The following is a 17,903-nucleotide window of genomic DNA, read 5'->3' as shown; positions in this document are numbered from 1 at the left end:
GTGGCGATGAGGGAGACGACGCGTGCATCGACGGTGACCGGCCCACCATCGTCTCCAGTCAAAAACGAAGAAGGGCCGCGATGCGGCCCTTCTCCCTTCGCGATGACGATTCGCTTACGAACGCACCGGCACCACGCGGATCTCGACGCGACGGTTGAGCGCGCGGCCGGCGTCGGTGTCGTTGCTGGCGATCGGGTAGCGCTTGCCCATGCCGACGATCTCGAAGCGCTCGCGCATCAGGCCCTGGCCGATCAGGTAGTTGGCGACCGAGGAGGCGCGCTGCTCGGACAGGCGCTGGTTGGCCGCCTCGCTGCCGATGCTGTCGGTGTGGCCGGTCACTTCCACGATGGTCTGGTTGTACTCGCGCAGCGTGGAAGCCACGTTGTTGAGCGCCGGGTAGAACTGCGGCTTCAGGTCGGCCTTGCCGAAATCGAAGGTCACCCCGTCCGGCAGGTTGAGCTTGATGACATCGCCCTCGCGGCTGACGTTGATGCCGGTGCCCGAGGTCTGGCGGCGCAGTTCGGCCTCCTGGCGATCCTGGTAGGCACCGATGGCGCCGCCGGTCAGGCCGCCGACGCCGGCGCCGACCAGCGCGCGCTGGCGGCGCTCGGTGGCGTCGCTGCCGCTGAGCAAGCCGGCGACCGCGCCGATGCCGGCGCCGATCAGCGCGCCCTGGCGGGTGCGGTTGGGATCGTTGGGATCGCTGGTCTGGCCGGTGTAGGTGGCGCAGGAACTGAGCGCGACGGCCGCGGCCAGGGCGGTGAGCGTGGTCCTGATGGCGTGCTTCTTCATATTCTTCTCCTCGTCATGGGGCATGCCGATGCCCAGTCGTTCAGCGCCGTGAAACTTAGCCCAGCGGATCTGTCCATCAGGTGAAGATTCGACGTCGCAGCTCGCGCTCCGTTCAGTCGGGATGCATGCGTGGGACGCCGGGGACGCGGGACACGGCAACCGTCATCGCCGGCTCAGACCGCAGCCCTGTATGCCGCCAGCGCGGCCTCCCGCCCTTCGGCCAGATCCCGCACCGGCATGCGCGGATAGTCCGGCGCGACCTCGGCCAGCAGGTCCGGCCGCTGCCAGGGCGCGAAGCGCAGCGGCAGCGGCAGCGGCGCCAGTTCCGGCAGCCAGCGCGCGATGTAGCGGCCGTCCAGGTCGAACTTCTCGGCCTGGGTGACCGGGTTGAACACGCGGAAATAAGGCGCCGCGTCGGCGCCGGTGCCGGCCACCCATTGCCAGCCGAGCGTGTTGTTGGCCAGGTCGGCATCGACCAGCGTGTCCCAGAACCAGCGCGCGCCGTGCGACCAGTGGTAGCGCAGGTGCTTGGTCAGGTAGCTGGCGACGATCATGCGCACCCGGTTGTGCATATGGCCGGTGGTCCACAGCTCGCGCATGCCGGCGTCGACGATCGGCACGCCGGTGCGGCCGCGCTCCCAGGCCGACAGCGTCGCCAGGTCCGGCTCGGCCCAGGCGAAGCGCTCGAAGCGCGGGTTGAGGTTGTCCTGCGGGGTCTGCGGGAAGTGGTGCAGCAGGTGGTGGGCGAAATCGCGCCAGCCCAGTTGCCGCAGGTAGGCGTCGATGTCGGCGCCGGTGCGTGCGCTGCGCGCCTTTTCCAGTTCGGCGGCGATGCGCCACGGGGCGATCTCGCCGAAGTGCAGGTGCGGCGACAGCCGCGAGGTGCCGGTGCGATCGGGGAGGTCGCGCTCGCGGTGGTAGTCGGCCAGCGCGCCGTCGATGAACACTTCCAGCGCCTCGCCGGCACCGCCCTCGCCCGGCTGCCAGACTTCCCAGAACCCGGCGTCCCAGCGCAGGTGCGGTTGCAGGCCGAGCGACGACAGGGATGCGCCAGCCAGCGACTCGGGCACGGCCGGCAGCCGTAGCGGCGCTTCCCACAACGCCGGCAACCGCCATTGCGCCTGCGCGGCGCGCCAGTACGGGGTGAACACCTTGTACGGCCCGCCCTGCTGGGTGGCCAGCCGCCAGGGTTCGAACAGCAGCGCGCCATTGAAGCTCTGCGCACGCAGCCCGCGCTCGCGCAGGGCCGACTTCAGCCCGGCGTCGCGCCGCTCGATGGCCGGTTCGTAGCGGCGGTTCCAGAACACGGCCTCGGCGCCGCTGTCCTCGATCAGCGCACCGAGCGCCTCGGCGGTGGGGCCGCGCCGGTACAGCAGCGTCGAGCCGCGCCGTTGCAGGTCGCTTTCCAGCGCCGCCAGCGAGCGGTGCCGCCAGGCCTCCGAGGCCGCGCCCGGCGCCCACGGCGATTCCTCCTCCGGCGCATGGACGTAGACCGGCACCGGCGCGTAGCCTTCGTCCAGCGCGGCCTGCAACGCCGGGTTGTCGTCCAGCCGGAGGTCGTTGCGGAACCAGACGATCGCGCGCGCCACGGGAATGCCCTCAGCCGGTCGCGCGCTGGTACGGCGGCGTACCGGCCCGGCTCCTGCGCCCGCCGGTGGCGCGACGTGCGCTCATCCCGCCGTGCTCCCGCCCTGTCCGGCCGCGCCGCCCGTGTACTCGCGCGGGATCCTCTCGTTGAGACCGGTCAGGATCTCGTAGGGGATGGTGCCGGCGGCCTGCGCCACCGCCTCGCAGGAGATCCCGGCCTCGCCCTGGCGGCCGATCAGCACCACTTCGTCGCCGTTGTAGGCGGTGCCTTCCGGACCGATGTCGACCATGAACTGGTCCATGCAGATGCGCCCGGCGATTGGCAGGCGGCGGCCGCGCACCAGCACCTCGCCGCGCGAGGACAGCGCGCGCGGGTAGCCGTCGCCATAGCCGATCGGCACGGTGACCACGCGGGTATCGCGCGCGGCGCTCCAGGTGGCGCCGTAACTCACGCTGCTGCCCGCCTTCACCACCTTGAAGTAGACCACCTTGGAGACCAGCGACAGCGCCGGCCGCAGCCCGACGGCGGCGCGCGAGGCCGGATCCGGCAGCACCCCGTACAGCGCGATGCCGGGGCGCACCATGTCCAGGTGCGTGCCCGGGAAGTGCAGCACGCCGCCGGAATTGGCCAGGTGCCGCACCGGCATCGGCGCGCCGATGCGATCGAAGTGCGCGCAGGCGTCGAGGAAACGCCGCAACTGCTCGCCGGTCATCGGCGAGGCCAGATCGTCCGAGCAGGCCAGGTGCGAATAGACGCCCTTCACCACGCACCAGCGCGAGGCCACCGCGGCCTCTATGAACGGCGCGGCATTGCCGCTGTGCACGCCGATGCGCCCCATGCCGGTGTCCAGCTTCAGGTGGATCACTGCCTTGCGGTCCATCGACTCGGCGGCCCGTTCCACTTGGCGCAGTTTGTCGACCGAGGAGACGGTGACCTCCAGGTCGTGGGCGATGAAACTCGAGACCTGCGGCGCATGGATGCCGCCCAGCACCAGGATCGGCACGCGCACGCCGGCGCGGCGCAGCGCGATGCCTTCCTCGACGAAGGCCACGCCCAGTTGCGCGACGCCCTGCGCCTGCAGGTGCAGCGCCACCGGCACCAGGCCGTGACCGTAGGCGTTGGCCTTGACGATGCCCATCACCGGCACGCCGGCATGGGCCTGCAGGGCGCGCAGGTTGGCGCTCAGCGCGTCCAGATCGACGCGGATGCGGGTGGGACGATCGCTGGCCTCGGCGCGGTACGCGTGCGACGGGCCGGATTCGGCGGAAGGCGGGGCGGACATGGCGCGATTGTAGCGGCCCCGACCTCGCCCCCGGCGGCTATTCGAAGCTGCCGACCGAATCGTGGGCCAGGTTGTCGAAGCGGGTGTACTCGCCGAAGAACTTCAGCTTGATCGAGCCGGTCGGGCCGGAACGCTGCTTGCCGATGATCACCTCGGCCAGTCCCTTGTCCGGCGAGTTTTCCTTGTTGTAGTAGTCGTCGCGGTAGATGAAGACGATCACGTCGGCGTCCTGCTCGATGGCGCCGGACTCGCGCAGGTCGGCCATCACCGGGCGCTTGTCGGTGCGCGTCTCCAGCGAGCGGTTGAGCTGGGACAGCGCGATCACCGGCACGTTCAGCTCCTTGGCCAGGCCCTTGAGCGAGCGCGAGATCTCGGAGATCTCGGTGGCGCGGTTCTCGCTGTTGCCGGGCACCGACATCAGCTGCAGGTAGTCGATGACGATCAGGCCCAGGTCGTGCTCGCGCTTGAGCCGGCGCGCCTTCGAGCGCAGCACCTCCGGCGACAGGCCGGGGGTGTCGTCGATGAAGATCTTGGTCTCCTTGAGCATGCGGATGGCGCTGGTGACGCGGCTCCAGTCCTCGTCCTCCAGCTGGCCGGTGCGCAGGCGGGTGGCGTTGACCCGGCCGTTGGACGAGATCAGGCGCAGGGCGAGTTGGGCGGCCGACATTTCCATCGAGAAGATCGCCACCGCCTTCTTCGACTTGATCGCCGCGTACTCGGCCATGTTCAGCGCCAGCGTGGTCTTGCCCATCGCCGGGCGCGCGGCCAGGATCAGCAGGTCGGTCGGCTGCAGGCCGGCGGTCATCTCGTCGAACTCGGTGTAGCCGGTCGGCAGGCCGGTGACGCTGCCGCCATTCTCGAAACGGCTCTGCAATACCTCGAAGGCGTCCTTCAACGCGCTGTTCATCGCCACGAAGTCGCTGCGCCCGCGCGCGCCAGCCTCGGCGATGGCGAACACCTTCTGCTCGGCCACGGCCAGCAGCTCGTCGCTCTGGCGGCCTTCGGGCTGGAAGGCGTCGTTGACGATGCCGGTGCCGACATCGATGAGCTGGCGCATCACCGCCTTGTCGCGGACGATCTCGGCGTAGGCGACGATGTTGGCCGCCGAGGGCGTGTTGCTGGCCAGTTCGACCAGGTAGGCGCCGCCGGCGATCTGCTCCAACTGGCCCTGCGATTCGAACCACTCGCCCAGGGTCACCGCGTCGTAGGGGCGGTTGCGCTCGGCCAGCTCGCAGATGGCGCGGTAGATGAGCTGGTGGTCGCGGCGGTAGAAGTCGCGCTCGGTCAGCTTGTCGTTGATGCGGTCGTAGGCCTCCGGTGCCAGCATCAACCCGCCCAGCACGGCCTGTTCGGCCTCGATCGAATGCGGCGGCACGCGCAGCTGCTCGATGCGGGCCTCGTGCTGGTCGTAGCGGAAACTCGGGGATGCGGGCATGGGGCGCGACGGCGGGCTCGGAAAGGATGCGAGGGAAACGGCGGGACCGGTCATGTTAGGCGCCTGGCGGGTTCGGGCGTTGCAGATAACTATGTGGATAAGCCGGGATAACCGGTGGAGATCTCACCGGTTGCGACTGCGCGCCCCGCAAACGAAACGGGCGCCCAAGGGGCGCCCGTTCCGGGTATTGCCTGCAAGCCGGGGTATCAGGCTTCGGCTTCGACGACCACCTTGACCGGGGTCTCGACGTCGGCATGCAGCTTGGCGATGACTTCGTACTCGCCGACGTTGCGGATGGCGCCTTCGCCCATCACCACTTCGCTCTTCTCCAGCGGCAGGCCGGCGGCGGTGAACGCCTCGGCGATGTCGCGCGGGCCGACCGAGCCGAACAGCTTGCCTTCGGTCGAGGCATTGGCCTTGATGGTCACGCTGGCGCCTTCCAGCTTGGCGCGGCGGCTCTCGGCCTCGTCGTGCACGGCCTTGGCCTTGGCCTCGTACTCGGCGCGCTTGGCCTCGAACTCGGCCAGGTTGGCGGCGGTGGCCGGCACGGCCTTGCCCTGCGGCACCAGGTAGTTGCGGCCGTAGCCGGGCTTGACCTTGACCTTGTCGCCGAGGACGCCGAGGTTGGTCACTTTCTGCAGGAGGATCAGTTCCATTTCTTTGCTCCGTATTCGTTAGCGGGAATCATCCCGCAGCGTGGGCTGTCCGAATGACAGTGGTTCAAGCCCTCCCCTTCAAGGGGAGGGTTTGGGTGGGGATGGTGTGGCTCGTATCCGGTTCTGTCTCACCGGGAGGGAAAACCATCCCCATCCCGGCCTTCCCCTCGGAGGGGAAGGAGAACGTCAGACGTCGTGGTTGTCCGTGTACGGGATCAGCGCCAGGAAACGCGCGCGCTTGACCGCGGTGGACAGCTGGCGCTGGTAGCGCGACTTGGTGCCGGTGACGCGGCTCGGCACGATCTTGCCGGTCTCGGTCAGGTACTGGCGCAGGGTGTTGAGATCCTTGTAGTCGATCTCCTTGACGCCCTCGGCGGTGAACTTGCAGAACTTGCGGCGGCGGAAAAACTTGGACATGGGTGTGCTCCTTACGCGGCTTCGGCGGAATCGGAATCGGCGGCTGCGGCCGGAGCCTCGCCTTCCTCATCGTCACGGCGACGGCGCTCGCCACGCTCGGGCTTGTCGCCCTTCTCGTCCTTGTTCTTCATGATCAGCGACTGCTCGGTGTCGGCCGCATCGCGCTTCATGACCAGGTGACGCAGGATGGCGTCGTTGAAGCGGAAGGTCTCGGTCAGCTCGCTCAGCACGGACTGGTCGGCCTCGATGTTGAGCAGCACGTAGTGGGCCTTGACCAGGTTCTGGATCGGGTAGGCCAGCTGGCGGCGGCCCCAGTCTTCCAGGCGGTGGATCTTGCCGTTGCCGCCTTCGATCAGGCCCTTGTAGCGCTCGATCATGGCCGGCACCTGCTCGCTCTGGTCCGGGTGGACCAGGAACACGATTTCATAGTGACGCATCGTTGTTTACCTTTCGGATGTGGCCCTGACGGGCCGGACAGCTCCCCGCGCGGCCGCGAAGGCCTGGCGGTGGAGCAAGGGACCTGCGCTTGATGGGCGCAGGAAGCTAGAAATTATGGCAGTTCAAGCACTTGCCCGCAAGCGGACGGGGTTGGCCGCCATTCCCCGCCTTGCCCCTTTCGTTCGTTGACTGGAGGAAAGCCCCCTTTGGTAAAGGGGGCGCGGCGAAGCCGCGGGGATTCGGAGGCAAAGGACACGGGGCCCAAGGTTTGCCTTGGGCAAACCTTGGGAGGCTTGAGCCTGCTCCCGCAGGCTCAGGCCTTGTCGGCGTCGGTGGTGAAGCTCTCGCCGCAGCCGCATTCGGCGGCGGCGTTGGGGTTGCGGAAGACGAAGGTCTCGCCCAGACCCTGTTTGGCGAAGTCGATCTCGGTGCCGTCGACCAGCGGCAGGCTGTCGGCGTCGACGTAGATGCGCACGCCCTGGTGCTCGAACACCTGGTCGCCCTCGCGCCGGTCGCGCGCCAGGTCGGCCACGTGGCCCCAGCCCGAGCAGCCGGTGCGCGCCACGCCGAAGCGCAGGCCAAGCGCGTCCGGCGCCTCGGCGAGGAAACGCTGCACGCGCTGCAGGGCGTTCGGGGTCAGGGTGATGGCCATGCGGTGGACTCTGGGGCGGATTGGCGGGAGGAATTATAGGCCAGGCATCATGACCGCCCGCCCAGCCTCGCGCGCCTACCGGCACACCGGTAAACTGCGCCTCCCCTAGATGGTTCTGGTTGCCGAAGGATTCAAGTCATGACGGTGGTGAGCGTCGAACATGCGCTGGCGGGCAGGATCCCGGCCGGCGGCGAAGTCACGGTGCGCGGCTGGGTGCGCACGCGGCGCGATTCCAAGGCCGGGCTGTCCTTCGTCAACGTCAGCGACGGCTCGTGCTTCGCGCCGATCCAGGTGGTCGCCCCGTCCACCCTGCCCAACTACGAGGCGGAGGTGAAGCGGCTGACCGCCGGCTGCGCGGTGGTCGCCACCGGCACGCTGGTGCCCTCGCAGGGCCAAGGCCAGAGCTTCGAGATCCAAGCCAGCGCGGTGGAGGTGGTCGGCTGGGTCGAGGACCCGGAGACCTACCCGATCCAGCCCAAGGCGCACTCGCTGGAATTCCTGCGCGAGGTGGCGCACCTGCGCCCGCGCACCAACCTGTTCGGCGCGGTCACCCGCATCCGCCACTGCCTGGCGCAGGCGGTGCACCGCTTCTTCCACGAGCGCGGCTTCTACTGGATCAGCACGCCGATCATCACCACCTCCGACGCCGAGGGCGCCGGACAGATGTTCCGCGTCTCCACGCTGGACCTGGCCAACCTGCCGCGCGACGGCCAGGGCGAGGTGGACTTCGGCCGCGACTTCTTCGGCAAGGAGACCTTCCTCACCGTGTCCGGCCAGCTCAACGTCGAGGCGTACTGCCTGAGCCTGAGCAAGGTCTACACCTTCGGCCCGACCTTCCGCGCCGAGAACAGCCACACCACCCGCCACCTGGCCGAGTTCTGGATGATCGAGCCGGAGATCGCCTTCGCCGACCTGGCCGCCGACGCCGACCTGGCCGAAGACTTCCTCAAGTACCTGTTCCGCGCGGTGCTGGACGAGCGCGGCGACGACATGGCCTTCATCGCCGAGCGCGTGCAGAAGGACGCCATCACCCGGCTGGAGGCGTTCATCAACGCGCCGTTCGAGCGCATCGACTACACCGACGCCATCGGCCTGCTGCAGAAGTCCGGCCGCAAGTTCGACTTCCCGGTCGAATGGGGCCTGGACTTGCAGACCGAGCACGAGCGCTGGCTGGTCGAGGAACACGTCGGCCGCCCGGTGGTGGTGATGAATTACCCCGAGCACATCAAGGCCTTCTACATGCGCCTGAACGACGACGGCAGAACCGTCGCGGCGATGGACGTGCTGGCCCCGGGCATCGGCGAGATCATCGGCGGCAGCCAGCGCGAGGAGCGCCTGGACGTGCTGGACGCGCGGATGGCGCAGTTCGGCCTGGATCCGGCGCACTACGACTGGTACCGCGACTTCCGCCGCTACGGCAGCGTGCCACACGCGGGCTTCGGCCTGGGCTTCGAGCGGCTGGTGGTGTACGTGTGCGGGCTGTCCAACATCCGCGATGCCATTCCCTATCCGCGCGCGCCGGGCAGTGCGGAGTTTTGATGGAGCCGGGGCTAGGGGCCAGGGGCTAGGGGCTAGGGGCTAGAGGCTAGAGGCTAGAGGCTGGCAATCTGGTCCAACCATCTCTCCAATCCCAATATCCTTCACTCCCGCCCCCCAGCCTCTAATCCCTAGCCCCTAGCCCCTAGCCCCTAGCCTCTAATCCCTAGCCCCTAATCCCTAGCCCCTAGCCCCTCCCCCCATGCTCCTCTTCCTCGCCCTCTGCTTCGTCGGCATCGCCATCGCCGGTTTCTGCGCGTTCGTGATCTTCTGGCCGCTGACGCTGGTGCACGTGCGCGATCGCCATCCGGCGCTGTCGCAGGCCTGGGGCGAAGGCGCGTTCCTGAAGGGGCAGTCGCTGGGCTGGCTGCTGAACGGGCGCTACCGCGAGACCGCCGACGGCTCGCTGACCGGGCTGGCGACGCCGGCGCGGCTGGCGTTGCTGGTGATCTTCGGCGCGCTGGCGATGTCGGCGCTGCTGTGGCTGTGGTCGGTGGCGTCCTGATGGACGGATACGTGCGCGAAGACTGGTACCTCGCCTCGCTGGGCCGGATGCTGATCTGGGCGCGGCTGCGCGTGCGCGAGGCCGGCACCGCCGAGGTGCTGGACAGCGACGGCAACACGCTGGCCTACGACAGCGAGGACAGCGCCCGCGCCGCGTTGTTCGATGCCGAGTTCGTCGCCTGGGACGGGTTGGACGAGGACGACGCGCTGGCGCGCGGCTTCTCGCTGGCGGAGATTGCGCCGCCGCAAGCCGACGACGACGAAGGATTGCGCGGGCTGATGGTGCGCACGCTCGGCCATCGCGCCTGATTGCGCCGGTTCGTGTACACGCCGCGCGCCTTCGCCGAGACCGACCTGGCCGCGCTGGACTGGCTGGTCACACGCGATCCCTTCGTCACCCTGGTCACCGGCGACGCCGAGGGCCTGCCCTTCGCCACCCACCTGCCGGTGCTGTACGTCCGCGAGGGCGAACGGGTCATCCTCGAAGGCCACTGGGCCAAACCCAACCCGCAGGCGCGGCACGACGGCCGCGCGCTGGCGATCGTGCACGGTCCGCATGCCTACGTCTCGCCGGGCTGGTACGCCGACAAGGAAGAAGCCGCGCGCGTGCCGACCTGGAACTACGCGGTGGCGCACCTGTACGGCACGCTCGAGCCGCTGCACGAGGAAGCCGCGCTGGCCGGCATCGTCGCCCGGCTGAGCCAGCGGCACGAGGACGCGGCCGGCGGCGACTGGCGCTACGAGCACGCGCGCGAGGAACAGCGCATCCAGTTGCGCGGCATCGTCGGCTTCCGCTTCGTGGCCGAACGCATCGAGCTGAAGTTCAAGCTCAACCAGCACCATCCGGCCGCCAATGTCGAGGGCGCGGCGGCGGGGCTGCGGCGGCAGGCCGACGCGCAGGCGCACGAGGTCGCGGCGCTGATGCTGGACAGGCTTGCGCGGCGTTGATCCGGCCGGTGGCGAAACCCGGCCCGCGCGGGCCGCGTTTTCCCCCACCTCCCCCTTTGCCCTGCATCGCATCGATCCACCCCAGGCCCTAAACTGCCTCGCAACGCTCCCACAGGAATCCGCGCATGGATCTGAACCTGTCCGGCAGGCACGCGCTGGTCTGCGGCGCCTCGGAAGGCATCGGTCGCGCCGCCGCGCACGAACTGGCGCTGCTGGGCGCCGACGTCACCGTGCTGGCGCGCCGCGCCGATGCGCTGGCCGAAGCCGCCGCCGCATTGCCGATCGTCGCCGATGGCCAGAAGCACGGCTGGCGCGCCGCCGATCTGGCCGATCACGCGGCGCTGCGAACCGCCGTGGACGACCTGCTCAGCGCCTCGCCCGTGCACATCCTGGTCAACAACACCGGCGGGCCGCCCGGCGGCCGCGCCATCGACGCCGACGCCGCGGCCTACCTGGACGCGTTCCAGCGCCACCTGCTGGCCAACCAGGCACTGGCGCAACGCGTGCTGCCGGGCATGCGCGCGGCCGGCTGGGGCCGCATCGTCAACGTCGTCTCCACCTCGGTGAGGGAGCCGATTCCCAACCTCGGCGTGTCCAACACCATCCGCGGCGCGGTCGCGGCCTGGGCCAAGACGTTGTCGCGCGAACTCGGCGGCGACGGCATCACCGTCAACAACGTGCTGCCCGGCTACACGCGCACCCGGCGGCTGGAGCAGATCCTGCGCGATCGCAGCGCCGCGACCGGCAAGGACGAAGCCGACGTCGCCGCCGGCATGCTGGCCAGCGTGCCGGTCGGCCGCTTCGCCGGCGCGGCGGAAGTCGCCGCGGCCATCGCCTTCCTCGCCTCGCCCGCCGCCGGCTACATCAGCGGCGTCAGCCTGGCGGTGGATGGCGGGCGCATGCAGTCGATCTAGCGCACGTCTATCCGTCATCCCCGCGAGGCGGGGACCCAGTGTCTTTGCTGCTGCCTTCAAGGCTTGAAGTCGCCAGGTTCCCGCCTGACCAGACATTCGTCTGTTGAAAACCGCGGGAATGACGGGAGAGTGACAATCCGAATGCGCCGGCGCCACGCCTTTCGCGCCACCTGGCTCTCACGCCCTCGCGACGGAAGCGCTGCTGCAATCGCGACATGCCCGAGGGACCGGAAACCCACTACAACGCCGACCGCCTGGATCTGCTGCTGGGCGGGCGCACGCTGCAAAGGCTGGCGTTCTCGGATCCCGCGCTGGCGCAGCGGCAGGAGCAGTTGCAGGGCCGCGGGGTGCTCGGGGTCCGCGCGCGCGGCAAGGCGACGCTGATCGACTTCGACAACGATCTCACGCTGTACACCCACAGCCAGTTGTTCGGCTACTGGCGCTTCGGCACGCGGCAAGGCCACGTGCCGGCTGGCGAGCCGCGCGTGCTGCTCGCCAGCGAACGCGGATGGGCGGCGCTGTACCTGGCGCCGAAGGTCGAGGTATGGCCCAGCGCAACCATCGAAATAGAACAGTCCTATCTGGCCAAGCTCGGCCCCGACGTGCTGGACCCCGCCGTGCGGCCGGAGATGCTGGCGGCGCGGCTGCACCAGCCGGCGTTCCGCAGGCGCTCGCTGGCGGCGCTGCTGTTGCAGCAGGAATTCGCCGCCGGCATGGGCAACTACCTGCGTTCGGAGGTGCTGTTCGACGCCGCGCTGCTGGCCACGCATGTCGCCGGTGCTCTCGACGCAGGGCAGACACAGCGGCTGGCCAGGGCGCTGCTTGAAATCCCCCGGCGCGCCTATCGCGCCAAGTTCCGCGACGCGCCTCCTCCCCACGGCAAGGACTACCTGGCGCATACCGCGCGCACGTTCCGCTTCAAGGTGTTCGAGCGCGACGGCCTGCCCTGCCCGCGCTGCGGCGCGACCATCGTCATCGACCGGCTCGCCGGCCGGCGCATCTACTCCTGCCCCGGCTGCCAGCATTGATGCGCTGCGGCTACCGCCACGCATCGGCCCGGCCTAAGCTTGGCCGATGCGAAGACTGCCCCATTGGTTCGACGGATCGCCGCAGCCCGTGCGCGAAGGACGCTGGCTGGACGTGCACGATCCCTGCACCGGCGAGGTCTGCGCGCAGGTCGCGCGCGGCGACGCCGACGATGCCGCGCGCGCGGTCGCCGCGGCCGCGGCCGCGTTCCCGGCCTGGTCGGGGCTGCGCAACAGCGAACGCTCGGCCTGGCTGGAGAAGCTGGCGTCGGCGCTGGAATCGCGCCTGGACGACTTCGCCCGCGCCGAGTCGCTGGATACAGGCAAGCCGCTGCGGCTGTCGCGCGAGGTCGAGATCCCGCGTGCGGTCTCCAACCTGCGCTTCTTCGCCCATGCCGCCACCCAGTCCGCCAGCCAGTCGCACCACGGCGAGGCCGGGCTGAACTACACCCTGCGCCAGCCGCTGGGCGTGGTCGCGACGATCTCGCCTTGGAACCTGCCGCTGTACCTGTTCACCTGGAAGATCGCGCCGGCGCTGGCGGCGGGCAACACGGTGGTCGCCAAGCCTTCCGAGATCACCCCGCTGACGGCGACGATGCTGGCCGAACTGGCCGCCGGCATCGGCTTTCCGCCCGGCGTGCTGAACGTGCTGCACGGCCGCGGCGACGAGGCCGGCGAGGCGCTGGTGGCGCATCCGCAGGTGCGCGCGGTGTCGTTCACCGGCAGCACCGGCGTCGGCCGGCGTATCGCCGCGCTGGCCGGCCCGGCGTTGAAGAAGGTCTCGCTGGAACTGGGCGGCAAGAACCCGACCCTGGTGTTCGCCGATGGTCCCTGGCGCGAGCAGATGGACACGATCGTGCGCTCGGCGTTCCAGAACGCCGGCCAGATCTGTCTTTGTGGCTCGCGACTGCTGGTGGAACAGTCGATATACGATGAGTTCCGCGACGCCTTCCTGAGCGCCGCGGCCGCGCTGCGCTGCGGCGACAGCGAGGACCCGGCCACCGGCCTCGGCCCGCTGGTCTCGCAGGCGCATTGCGACAAGGTGCTGGCCTGCATCGCCCGCGCGCGCGACGAGGGCGGCCGCGTCCTGCTGGGCGGCGAGCGGCTGGCGCGGCCCGGCTGGTTCGTGCCGGCGACCGTGATCGAGGGGCTGGGGCCGGAAACGGCGACCAACCGCGAGGAGATCTTCGGCCCGGTGGCGACCCTGCAAGCCTTCGACGACGAGGCCGGGGCGCTGCAACTGGCCAATGCCAGCGACTACGGCCTGGCGGCGATGCTGTGGACGCGCGACCTGGACCGCGCGCACCGGCTGGCCGCGCGGCTGCAGGCCGGCATCGTCTGGATCAACGCCTGGCTGCTGCGCGACCTGCGCACGCCGTTCGGTGGCACCGGCGCCTCCGGGCTGGGCCGCGAAGGCGGCGAGGAGGCGATGCGCTTCTTCACCGAGCCGCGCAACGTCTGCCTTTCCATCGCGCCCTGAACATGCCGGGCTGACGCGATGGCCCGGGGCGGGCAAACTATCCCCCCGCTCCCGCGGCCCTATTCCCTTTCACGGCCTTTCCCATGTCCGAACTCGAAAAACTGCTGCGCAACAACCGCGACTGGTCCGAACGCATCCGCCACGAGGATCCGGATTTCTTCGAACGGCTCTCGCGCCAGCAGTCGCCGCGCTACCTGTGGATCGGCTGCTCGGACTCGCGCGTGCCGGCCAACCAGATCCTCGGCCTGGACCCGGGCGAGGTGTTCGTCCACCGCAACATCGCCAACGTGATGTCGCACGGCGACCTGAACTGCCTGTCGGTGATCCAGTTCGCGGTGGACATCCTCAAGGTCGAGCACATCCTGCTGGTCGGCCACTACGGCTGCGGCGGCGTGCACGCGGCGATGACCGGCGCGCGCGTCGGCCTGGCCGACAACTGGCTGCGCCATGTCGGCGACGTGGCGCAGAAGCACGGCGCGCTGCTGGCCGGGGTCGAGACCGAATCGCTGCGCCATGCCCGCCTGTGCGAACTCAACGTGGTCGAGCAGGTGGTCAACATCTGCCAGACCACCGTGGTGCAGGATGCCTGGACGCGCGGCCAGCCGTTGTCGGTGCATGGCTGGGTCTACAGCCTGTTCGACGGGCGCGTGCGCGAACTGGGCATGGACGTGGCCGCGCCCGACGAGGTCGCCACGGCGTATGCGCGCGCGCTGGACGCCATGCCGCGCCACGGCAAGCGCGATGAGTGAGGCGATCCGCGCCGATGCCGCGCCCGCGCCGGTCGGCGCGTATCCGCATGCGCGTCGCGTGGGCGATCTGCTGTTCCTGTCGGGCATCGGCCCGCGCAATCCGGCCACCGACGCCATCCCCGGCAACCGCCACGACGCCGACGGCCGCCTCGTCGGCCACGACATCGAGGCGCAGGCGCGCGCGGTGCTGGCCAACGTGCGCGCGGTGCTGCACGCCAGCGGCGCGCGCTGGGAGGATCTGGTCGACGTCACCGTGTACCTGACCGACATGGCGCGCGACTTCAAGGACTACAACCGGGTCTGGTCCGAATACTTCCCCGACCCGGCCAGCGCGCCCTGCCGCACCACGCTGGGCATCGACGCGCTGCCGACGCCGATCGCGATAGAACTCAAGTGCATCGCCCACCTGTCTCCGCCGGCCGGCGCCGACCGGACAGGCGGAGGCTGAGGAGTAAGACCATGCTGCCCGCGCCGCTCAACCTGCACGCCTGGATCGAGCAACACCGCCACCTGCTCAAGCCGCCGGTCGGCAACAAGTGCATCTACGACGGCGACTTCATCGTGATGGTGGTCGGCGGCCCCAATGCGCGCACCGACTACCACTGGGACGAGGGCCCGGAGTGGTTCTACCAGCTGGAGGGCGAGATGGTGCTGCGCATCCAGGAGGACGGCAAGGCGCGCGACATTCCCCTGCGCGCCGGCGAGATCTTCCTGCTGCCGCCGCGCGTGCCGCACTCGCCGCAGCGCATGGCCGGCTCGGTCGGCCTGGTCATCGAGCGCAAGCGCCTGCCGCACGAGCAGGACGGCCTGCTGTGGTTCTGCGAGCGCTGCAACGCCCGGCTGTACGAGGAATACTTCCACCTGCGCGACATCGAGAACGACTTCCCGCCGGTGTTCGACCGCTTCTACCGCTCGATCGAGCATCGCACCTGCAAGGAGTGCGGCCACCTCAACCCGCGCCCGGGCCGCTACGACAGCGATCCGGATTCGCTGGCCGACATCACCTGAGCCCGCCCGTGCTGAAGATCGACACCCACGCCCACTTCCTGCCGCGCGACTGGCCGGACCTGGCCGCCAAATACGGCGACCCGCGCTTCCCGGTCATCCACCACGGCGACGACGGCCGCCACCGCATCTACAAGGACGGCAAGTTCTTCCGCGAGATCTGGCCCAAGACCTGGGATCCGCTGGTGCGCATCGACGACTACGCGCGCTTCGGCGTGCAGGTGCAGGTGATCAGCACGGTGCCGGTGATGTTCAGCTACTGGGCCAAGCCGCACCACGCGCTGGAACTGCACCAGGCGCTCAACGATCACACCGCCAGCGCCTGCCGCGATCATCCGCGCCACTACGCCGGCATCGGCACGGTGCCGCTGCAGTCGCCGCGGCTGGCGGTGCAGGAACTGGAGCGCTGCATGGACCAGCTGGGCCTGCAGGGCGTGCAGATCGGCTCGCACGTGAACGACTGGAACCTCGACGCGCCGGAACTGTTCGAGTTCTTCCAAGCCGCCGCGGAACTGGAAGCGGCCATCCTGGTGCACCCCTGGGACATGATGGGCGCCGACAGCATGCCCAAGTACTGGCTGCCCTGGCTGGTCGGCATGCCGGCCGAGCAGTCGCGCGCGGCCTGCTCGCTGATCTTCGGCGGCGTGCTGGAACGGCTGCCAAAGCTGAAGATCTGCCTGGCCCACGGCGGCGGCAGCTTCCCATACACGCTGGGCCGCATCGAGCACGGCTTCAACATGCGCCCGGACCTGGTCGCCACCGACAATCCCGGCAACCCGCGCGACTACGTGGATCGGCTGTACTTCGACTCGTGGGTCGCCGACCCGCGCGCGCTGCGCTACCTGCTCGACACCGTCGGCCACGAGCGGGTGATGCTCGGCACCGACTATCCCTTCCCGCTCGGCGAACAGGCACCGGGCGCCTCGATCGCCGCGCTCGGCCTGGACGAGCGCCAGCAGGCGCGCCTGTACCACGGCACCGCGCTGGAATGGCTGGGGTTGCCCGCCTCGCGGTTCATGTGAACCCACCCTGTGGAAGCGACGTCAGTCGCGATGAAGCCTTACCATGAAACCCCGTCGCGACTGACGTCGCTCCCACAATGAAAAATCCGCCTCGATGACCGATGCCCTTTCCCGCACCCACGCCATCGCCCTCGACGCCGCCGATCCGCTGCGCGCCCTGCGCGGCGAGTTCCTATTCCCGCGCCACCAGAACAGCGACCAGATCTACTTCGTCGGCAACTCGCTGGGCCTGCAGCCGCGCGCGGCGCGCCAGCACGTGCTGGAGGTGCTCGACACCTGGGCGGCGCAGGCGGTGGAAGGCCACTTCACCGGCCAGGCGCAGTGGATGACCTACCACGAGCTGCTGACCGCGCCGCTGGCGCGCGTGGTCGGCGCGCAGCCTTCCGAGGTGGTGGCGATGAACTCGCTGACCGCCAACCTGCACCTGATGATGGTGAGCTTCTACCGGCCCACCCGCGCGCGGCCGGCCATCCTGATCGAGGCCGGCGCGTTTCCTTCCGACCGGCACGCGGTCGAGTCGCAGATCCGCTTCCACGGCTTCGATCCGGCCACCGACCTCATCGAGGTCGAGGCCGACGAGCCCAACGGCACGCTGTCGATGCAGGCCATCGAGCGCGCCATCGGCGAGCACGGCCCGCGGCTGGCGCTGGTGCTGTGGCCGGGCGTGCAGTACCGCACCGGGCAGGCCTTCGACGTCGCCGAGATCGCCCGCCTGGCGCACGCACAGGGCGCGGTGGCCGGCTTCGACCTGGCCCACGCGGCCGGCAACCTGCCGCTGCGGCTGCACGACAGCGGCGCGGACTTCGCCGTGTGGTGCCACTACAAGTACATGAACGCAGGCCCCGGCGCGGTGGCAGGCTGCTTCGTCCACGAAAGGCATGCGCGCACCGACAGGCCGCGCTTCGCCGGCTGGTGGGGCCACGACAAGCAGACGCGCTTCCGGATGGCGCCGGAATTCGCGCCGACGCCGGGCGCCGAGGGCTGGCAGCTCAGCAATCCGCCGATCCTGGCGCTGGCGCCGCTGCGCGCCTCGCTGGACCTGTTCGACAAGGCCGGCGGCATGGCCGCGCTGCGCGCCAAGTCAGAAAAGCTCACCGGCCTGCTGGAGGCGCTGATCAAGGCACGGGTGGGCGACGTGCTGGAAATCGTCACCCCGGCCGATCCGCGCCAGCGCGGCGCGCAGCTGTCGCTGCGGGTGGCCGGCGGGCGCGAGCGCGGCCGCGAACTGTTCGAGTACCTCGCCTCGGTCGGCACGCTCGGCGACTGGCGCGAACCGGACATCATCCGCATCTCGCCGGCGCCGCTGTACAACCGGTTCATGGACGTCTACCGGTTCGTGGAGGAAGTGGAGACGTGGCGGGGCGTTTGATCGTCGTCCCCGCGCAAGCGGCGCCATCCGCGTTCCAATCGGACACGTATGACAACATCGCAACCACATCGCTTCACCCGTTGTCACCGCT

General features: G+C 69.6%; 20 protein-coding genes. 12 read left to right on the top strand and 8 right to left on the bottom strand.

Annotated features, from left to right (window positions below; translation table 11 throughout):
* Nucleotides 1-114: 114 nt before the first annotated feature.
* The 8 genes from AAG688_RS08445 to AAG688_RS08410 form a co-directional block, all read right to left on the bottom strand.
* Nucleotides 115-792, bottom strand: a complete 678-nt coding sequence (locus AAG688_RS08445) for an OmpA family protein (RefSeq protein ID WP_411834901.1) — start codon at nucleotides 790-792, stop codon at nucleotides 115-117.
* A gap of 173 nt (nucleotides 793-965) precedes the next feature.
* Nucleotides 966-2,381, bottom strand: a complete 1,416-nt coding sequence (locus AAG688_RS08440; protein ID WP_411834899.1) for a cryptochrome/photolyase family protein — start codon at nucleotides 2,379-2,381, stop codon at nucleotides 966-968.
* An 81-nt stretch (nucleotides 2,382-2,462) separates the two neighbouring features.
* Nucleotides 2,463-3,662: an alanine racemase gene (alr, locus tag AAG688_RS08435; RefSeq protein ID WP_411834898.1), complete on the bottom strand. Its 1,200-nt coding sequence runs from the start codon at nucleotides 3,660-3,662 to the stop codon at nucleotides 2,463-2,465.
* 37 nt (nucleotides 3,663-3,699) lie between these two features.
* A complete protein-coding gene (locus AAG688_RS08430) occupies nucleotides 3,700-5,097 on the bottom strand; it encodes a replicative DNA helicase (RefSeq protein ID WP_411834897.1) in 1,398 nt (465 codons plus the stop codon).
* A 206-nt stretch (nucleotides 5,098-5,303) separates the two neighbouring features.
* Nucleotides 5,304-5,753, bottom strand: a complete 450-nt coding sequence (gene rplI, locus AAG688_RS08425) for a 50S ribosomal protein L9 (RefSeq protein ID WP_411834896.1) — start codon at nucleotides 5,751-5,753, stop codon at nucleotides 5,304-5,306.
* A gap of 186 nt (nucleotides 5,754-5,939) precedes the next feature.
* Nucleotides 5,940-6,170 (bottom strand): 30S ribosomal protein S18, encoded by a 231-nt coding sequence (rpsR, locus tag AAG688_RS08420; RefSeq protein WP_057657706.1) that lies wholly within the window; start codon nucleotides 6,168-6,170, stop codon nucleotides 5,940-5,942.
* Nucleotides 6,171-6,181: 11 nt separating this feature from the next.
* Entirely contained in the window at nucleotides 6,182-6,607 is a 426-nt protein-coding gene (gene rpsF / locus AAG688_RS08415; protein WP_411834895.1) for a 30S ribosomal protein S6, read from the bottom strand.
* 314 nt (nucleotides 6,608-6,921) lie between these two features.
* A complete protein-coding gene (locus AAG688_RS08410) occupies nucleotides 6,922-7,260 on the bottom strand; it encodes a HesB/IscA family protein (protein ID WP_411834893.1) in 339 nt (112 codons plus the stop codon).
* 138 nt (nucleotides 7,261-7,398) lie between these two features.
* Here AAG688_RS08410 and asnS point away from each other — a divergent pair, with 138 nt between their 5' ends.
* The 12 genes from asnS to kynU all read left to right on the top strand — a co-directional run bounded on the left by asnS (nucleotide 7,399) and on the right by kynU (nucleotide 17,812).
* On the top strand, nucleotides 7,399-8,799 hold the full coding sequence (asnS, locus tag AAG688_RS08405) for an asparagine--tRNA ligase (protein ID WP_411834892.1): 1,401 nt from the start codon (nucleotides 7,399-7,401) through the stop codon (nucleotides 8,797-8,799).
* Nucleotides 8,800-8,998: 199 nt separating this feature from the next.
* A complete protein-coding gene (locus AAG688_RS08400; protein ID WP_411834891.1) occupies nucleotides 8,999-9,301 on the top strand; it encodes a hypothetical protein in 303 nt (100 codons plus the stop codon).
* On the top strand, nucleotides 9,301-9,609 hold the full coding sequence (locus tag AAG688_RS08395; protein WP_411834890.1) for a hypothetical protein: 309 nt from the start codon (nucleotides 9,301-9,303) through the stop codon (nucleotides 9,607-9,609). The genes AAG688_RS08400 and AAG688_RS08395 overlap by 1 nt, the downstream gene beginning before the upstream one ends.
* A 12-nt stretch (nucleotides 9,610-9,621) precedes the next feature.
* Nucleotides 9,622-10,248, top strand: coding sequence for an FMN-binding negative transcriptional regulator (locus tag AAG688_RS08390; RefSeq protein WP_411834889.1), 627 nt, complete (start codon nucleotides 9,622-9,624; stop codon nucleotides 10,246-10,248).
* A 125-nt stretch (nucleotides 10,249-10,373) separates the two neighbouring features.
* Nucleotides 10,374-11,162, top strand: coding sequence for an SDR family oxidoreductase (locus AAG688_RS08385; protein ID WP_411834888.1), 789 nt, complete (start codon nucleotides 10,374-10,376; stop codon nucleotides 11,160-11,162).
* A 215-nt stretch (nucleotides 11,163-11,377) separates the two neighbouring features.
* Complete coding sequence (locus AAG688_RS08380; RefSeq protein ID WP_411834887.1) at nucleotides 11,378-12,190, top strand: DNA-formamidopyrimidine glycosylase family protein; 813 nt, start codon at nucleotides 11,378-11,380, stop codon at nucleotides 12,188-12,190.
* A 46-nt stretch (nucleotides 12,191-12,236) separates the two neighbouring features.
* Complete coding sequence (locus AAG688_RS08375) at nucleotides 12,237-13,667, top strand: aldehyde dehydrogenase (protein ID WP_411834886.1); 1,431 nt, start codon at nucleotides 12,237-12,239, stop codon at nucleotides 13,665-13,667.
* Nucleotides 13,668-13,750: 83 nt separating this feature from the next.
* Nucleotides 13,751-14,416: a carbonate dehydratase gene (can, locus tag AAG688_RS08370; RefSeq protein WP_411834885.1), complete on the top strand. Its 666-nt coding sequence runs from the start codon at nucleotides 13,751-13,753 to the stop codon at nucleotides 14,414-14,416.
* Nucleotides 14,409-14,864, top strand: coding sequence for a RidA family protein (locus tag AAG688_RS08365; RefSeq protein ID WP_411834884.1), 456 nt, complete (start codon nucleotides 14,409-14,411; stop codon nucleotides 14,862-14,864). Before can ends, AAG688_RS08365 begins: the two co-directional genes overlap by 8 nt.
* 11 nt (nucleotides 14,865-14,875) lie before the next feature.
* Nucleotides 14,876-15,424 (top strand): 3-hydroxyanthranilate 3,4-dioxygenase, encoded by a 549-nt coding sequence (locus tag AAG688_RS08360; protein ID WP_411834882.1) that lies wholly within the window; start codon nucleotides 14,876-14,878, stop codon nucleotides 15,422-15,424.
* 8 nt (nucleotides 15,425-15,432) lie between these two features.
* Nucleotides 15,433-16,443, top strand: a complete 1,011-nt coding sequence (locus AAG688_RS08355; RefSeq protein ID WP_411834881.1) for an amidohydrolase family protein — start codon at nucleotides 15,433-15,435, stop codon at nucleotides 16,441-16,443.
* 94 nt (nucleotides 16,444-16,537) lie between these two features.
* Complete coding sequence (kynU, locus tag AAG688_RS08350) at nucleotides 16,538-17,812, top strand: kynureninase (RefSeq protein ID WP_411834880.1); 1,275 nt, start codon at nucleotides 16,538-16,540, stop codon at nucleotides 17,810-17,812.
* Nucleotides 17,813-17,903: the final 91 nt, after the last annotated feature.

This window comes from Pseudoxanthomonas mexicana, from assembly GCF_046736355.1.
Classification (GTDB): domain Bacteria; phylum Pseudomonadota; class Gammaproteobacteria; order Xanthomonadales; family Xanthomonadaceae; genus Pseudoxanthomonas_A; species Pseudoxanthomonas_A mexicana_B.
Note: the sequence above shows the minus strand (reverse complement) of the source record. Positions and strands in the feature narration are given on the sequence as shown.

Excerpts from the sequence above, each read along its gene's own strand:
- AAG688_RS08445 (WP_411834901.1), bottom strand. The coding sequence starts at position 792 with ATGAAGAAGCACGCCATCAGGACCACGCTCACCGCCCTGGCCGCGGCC.
- alr (WP_411834898.1), bottom strand. The coding sequence starts at position 3,662 with ATGTCCGCCCCGCCTTCCGCCGAATCCGGCCCGTCGCACGCGTACCGC.
- AAG688_RS08430 (WP_411834897.1), bottom strand. The coding sequence starts at position 5,097 with ATGCCCGCATCCCCGAGTTTCCGCTACGACCAGCACGAGGCCCGCATC.
- rplI (WP_411834896.1), bottom strand. The coding sequence starts at position 5,753 with ATGGAACTGATCCTCCTGCAGAAAGTGACCAACCTCGGCGTCCTCGGC.
- rpsR (WP_057657706.1), bottom strand. The coding sequence starts at position 6,170 with ATGTCCAAGTTTTTCCGCCGCCGCAAGTTCTGCAAGTTCACCGCCGAG.
- rpsF (WP_411834895.1), bottom strand. The coding sequence starts at position 6,607 with ATGCGTCACTATGAAATCGTGTTCCTGGTCCACCCGGACCAGAGCGAG.
- AAG688_RS08410 (WP_411834893.1), bottom strand. The coding sequence starts at position 7,260 with ATGGCCATCACCCTGACCCCGAACGCCCTGCAGCGCGTGCAGCGTTTC.
- asnS (WP_411834892.1), top strand. The coding sequence starts at position 7,399 with ATGACGGTGGTGAGCGTCGAACATGCGCTGGCGGGCAGGATCCCGGCC.
- AAG688_RS08400 (WP_411834891.1), top strand. The coding sequence starts at position 8,999 with ATGCTCCTCTTCCTCGCCCTCTGCTTCGTCGGCATCGCCATCGCCGGT.
- AAG688_RS08395 (WP_411834890.1), top strand. The coding sequence starts at position 9,301 with ATGGACGGATACGTGCGCGAAGACTGGTACCTCGCCTCGCTGGGCCGG.
- AAG688_RS08385 (WP_411834888.1), top strand. The coding sequence starts at position 10,374 with ATGGATCTGAACCTGTCCGGCAGGCACGCGCTGGTCTGCGGCGCCTCG.
- AAG688_RS08380 (WP_411834887.1), top strand. The coding sequence starts at position 11,378 with ATGCCCGAGGGACCGGAAACCCACTACAACGCCGACCGCCTGGATCTG.
- AAG688_RS08375 (WP_411834886.1), top strand. The coding sequence starts at position 12,237 with ATGCGAAGACTGCCCCATTGGTTCGACGGATCGCCGCAGCCCGTGCGC.
- can (WP_411834885.1), top strand. The coding sequence starts at position 13,751 with ATGTCCGAACTCGAAAAACTGCTGCGCAACAACCGCGACTGGTCCGAA.
- AAG688_RS08365 (WP_411834884.1), top strand. The coding sequence starts at position 14,409 with ATGAGTGAGGCGATCCGCGCCGATGCCGCGCCCGCGCCGGTCGGCGCG.
- AAG688_RS08360 (WP_411834882.1), top strand. The coding sequence starts at position 14,876 with ATGCTGCCCGCGCCGCTCAACCTGCACGCCTGGATCGAGCAACACCGC.
- kynU (WP_411834880.1), top strand. The coding sequence starts at position 16,538 with ATGACCGATGCCCTTTCCCGCACCCACGCCATCGCCCTCGACGCCGCC.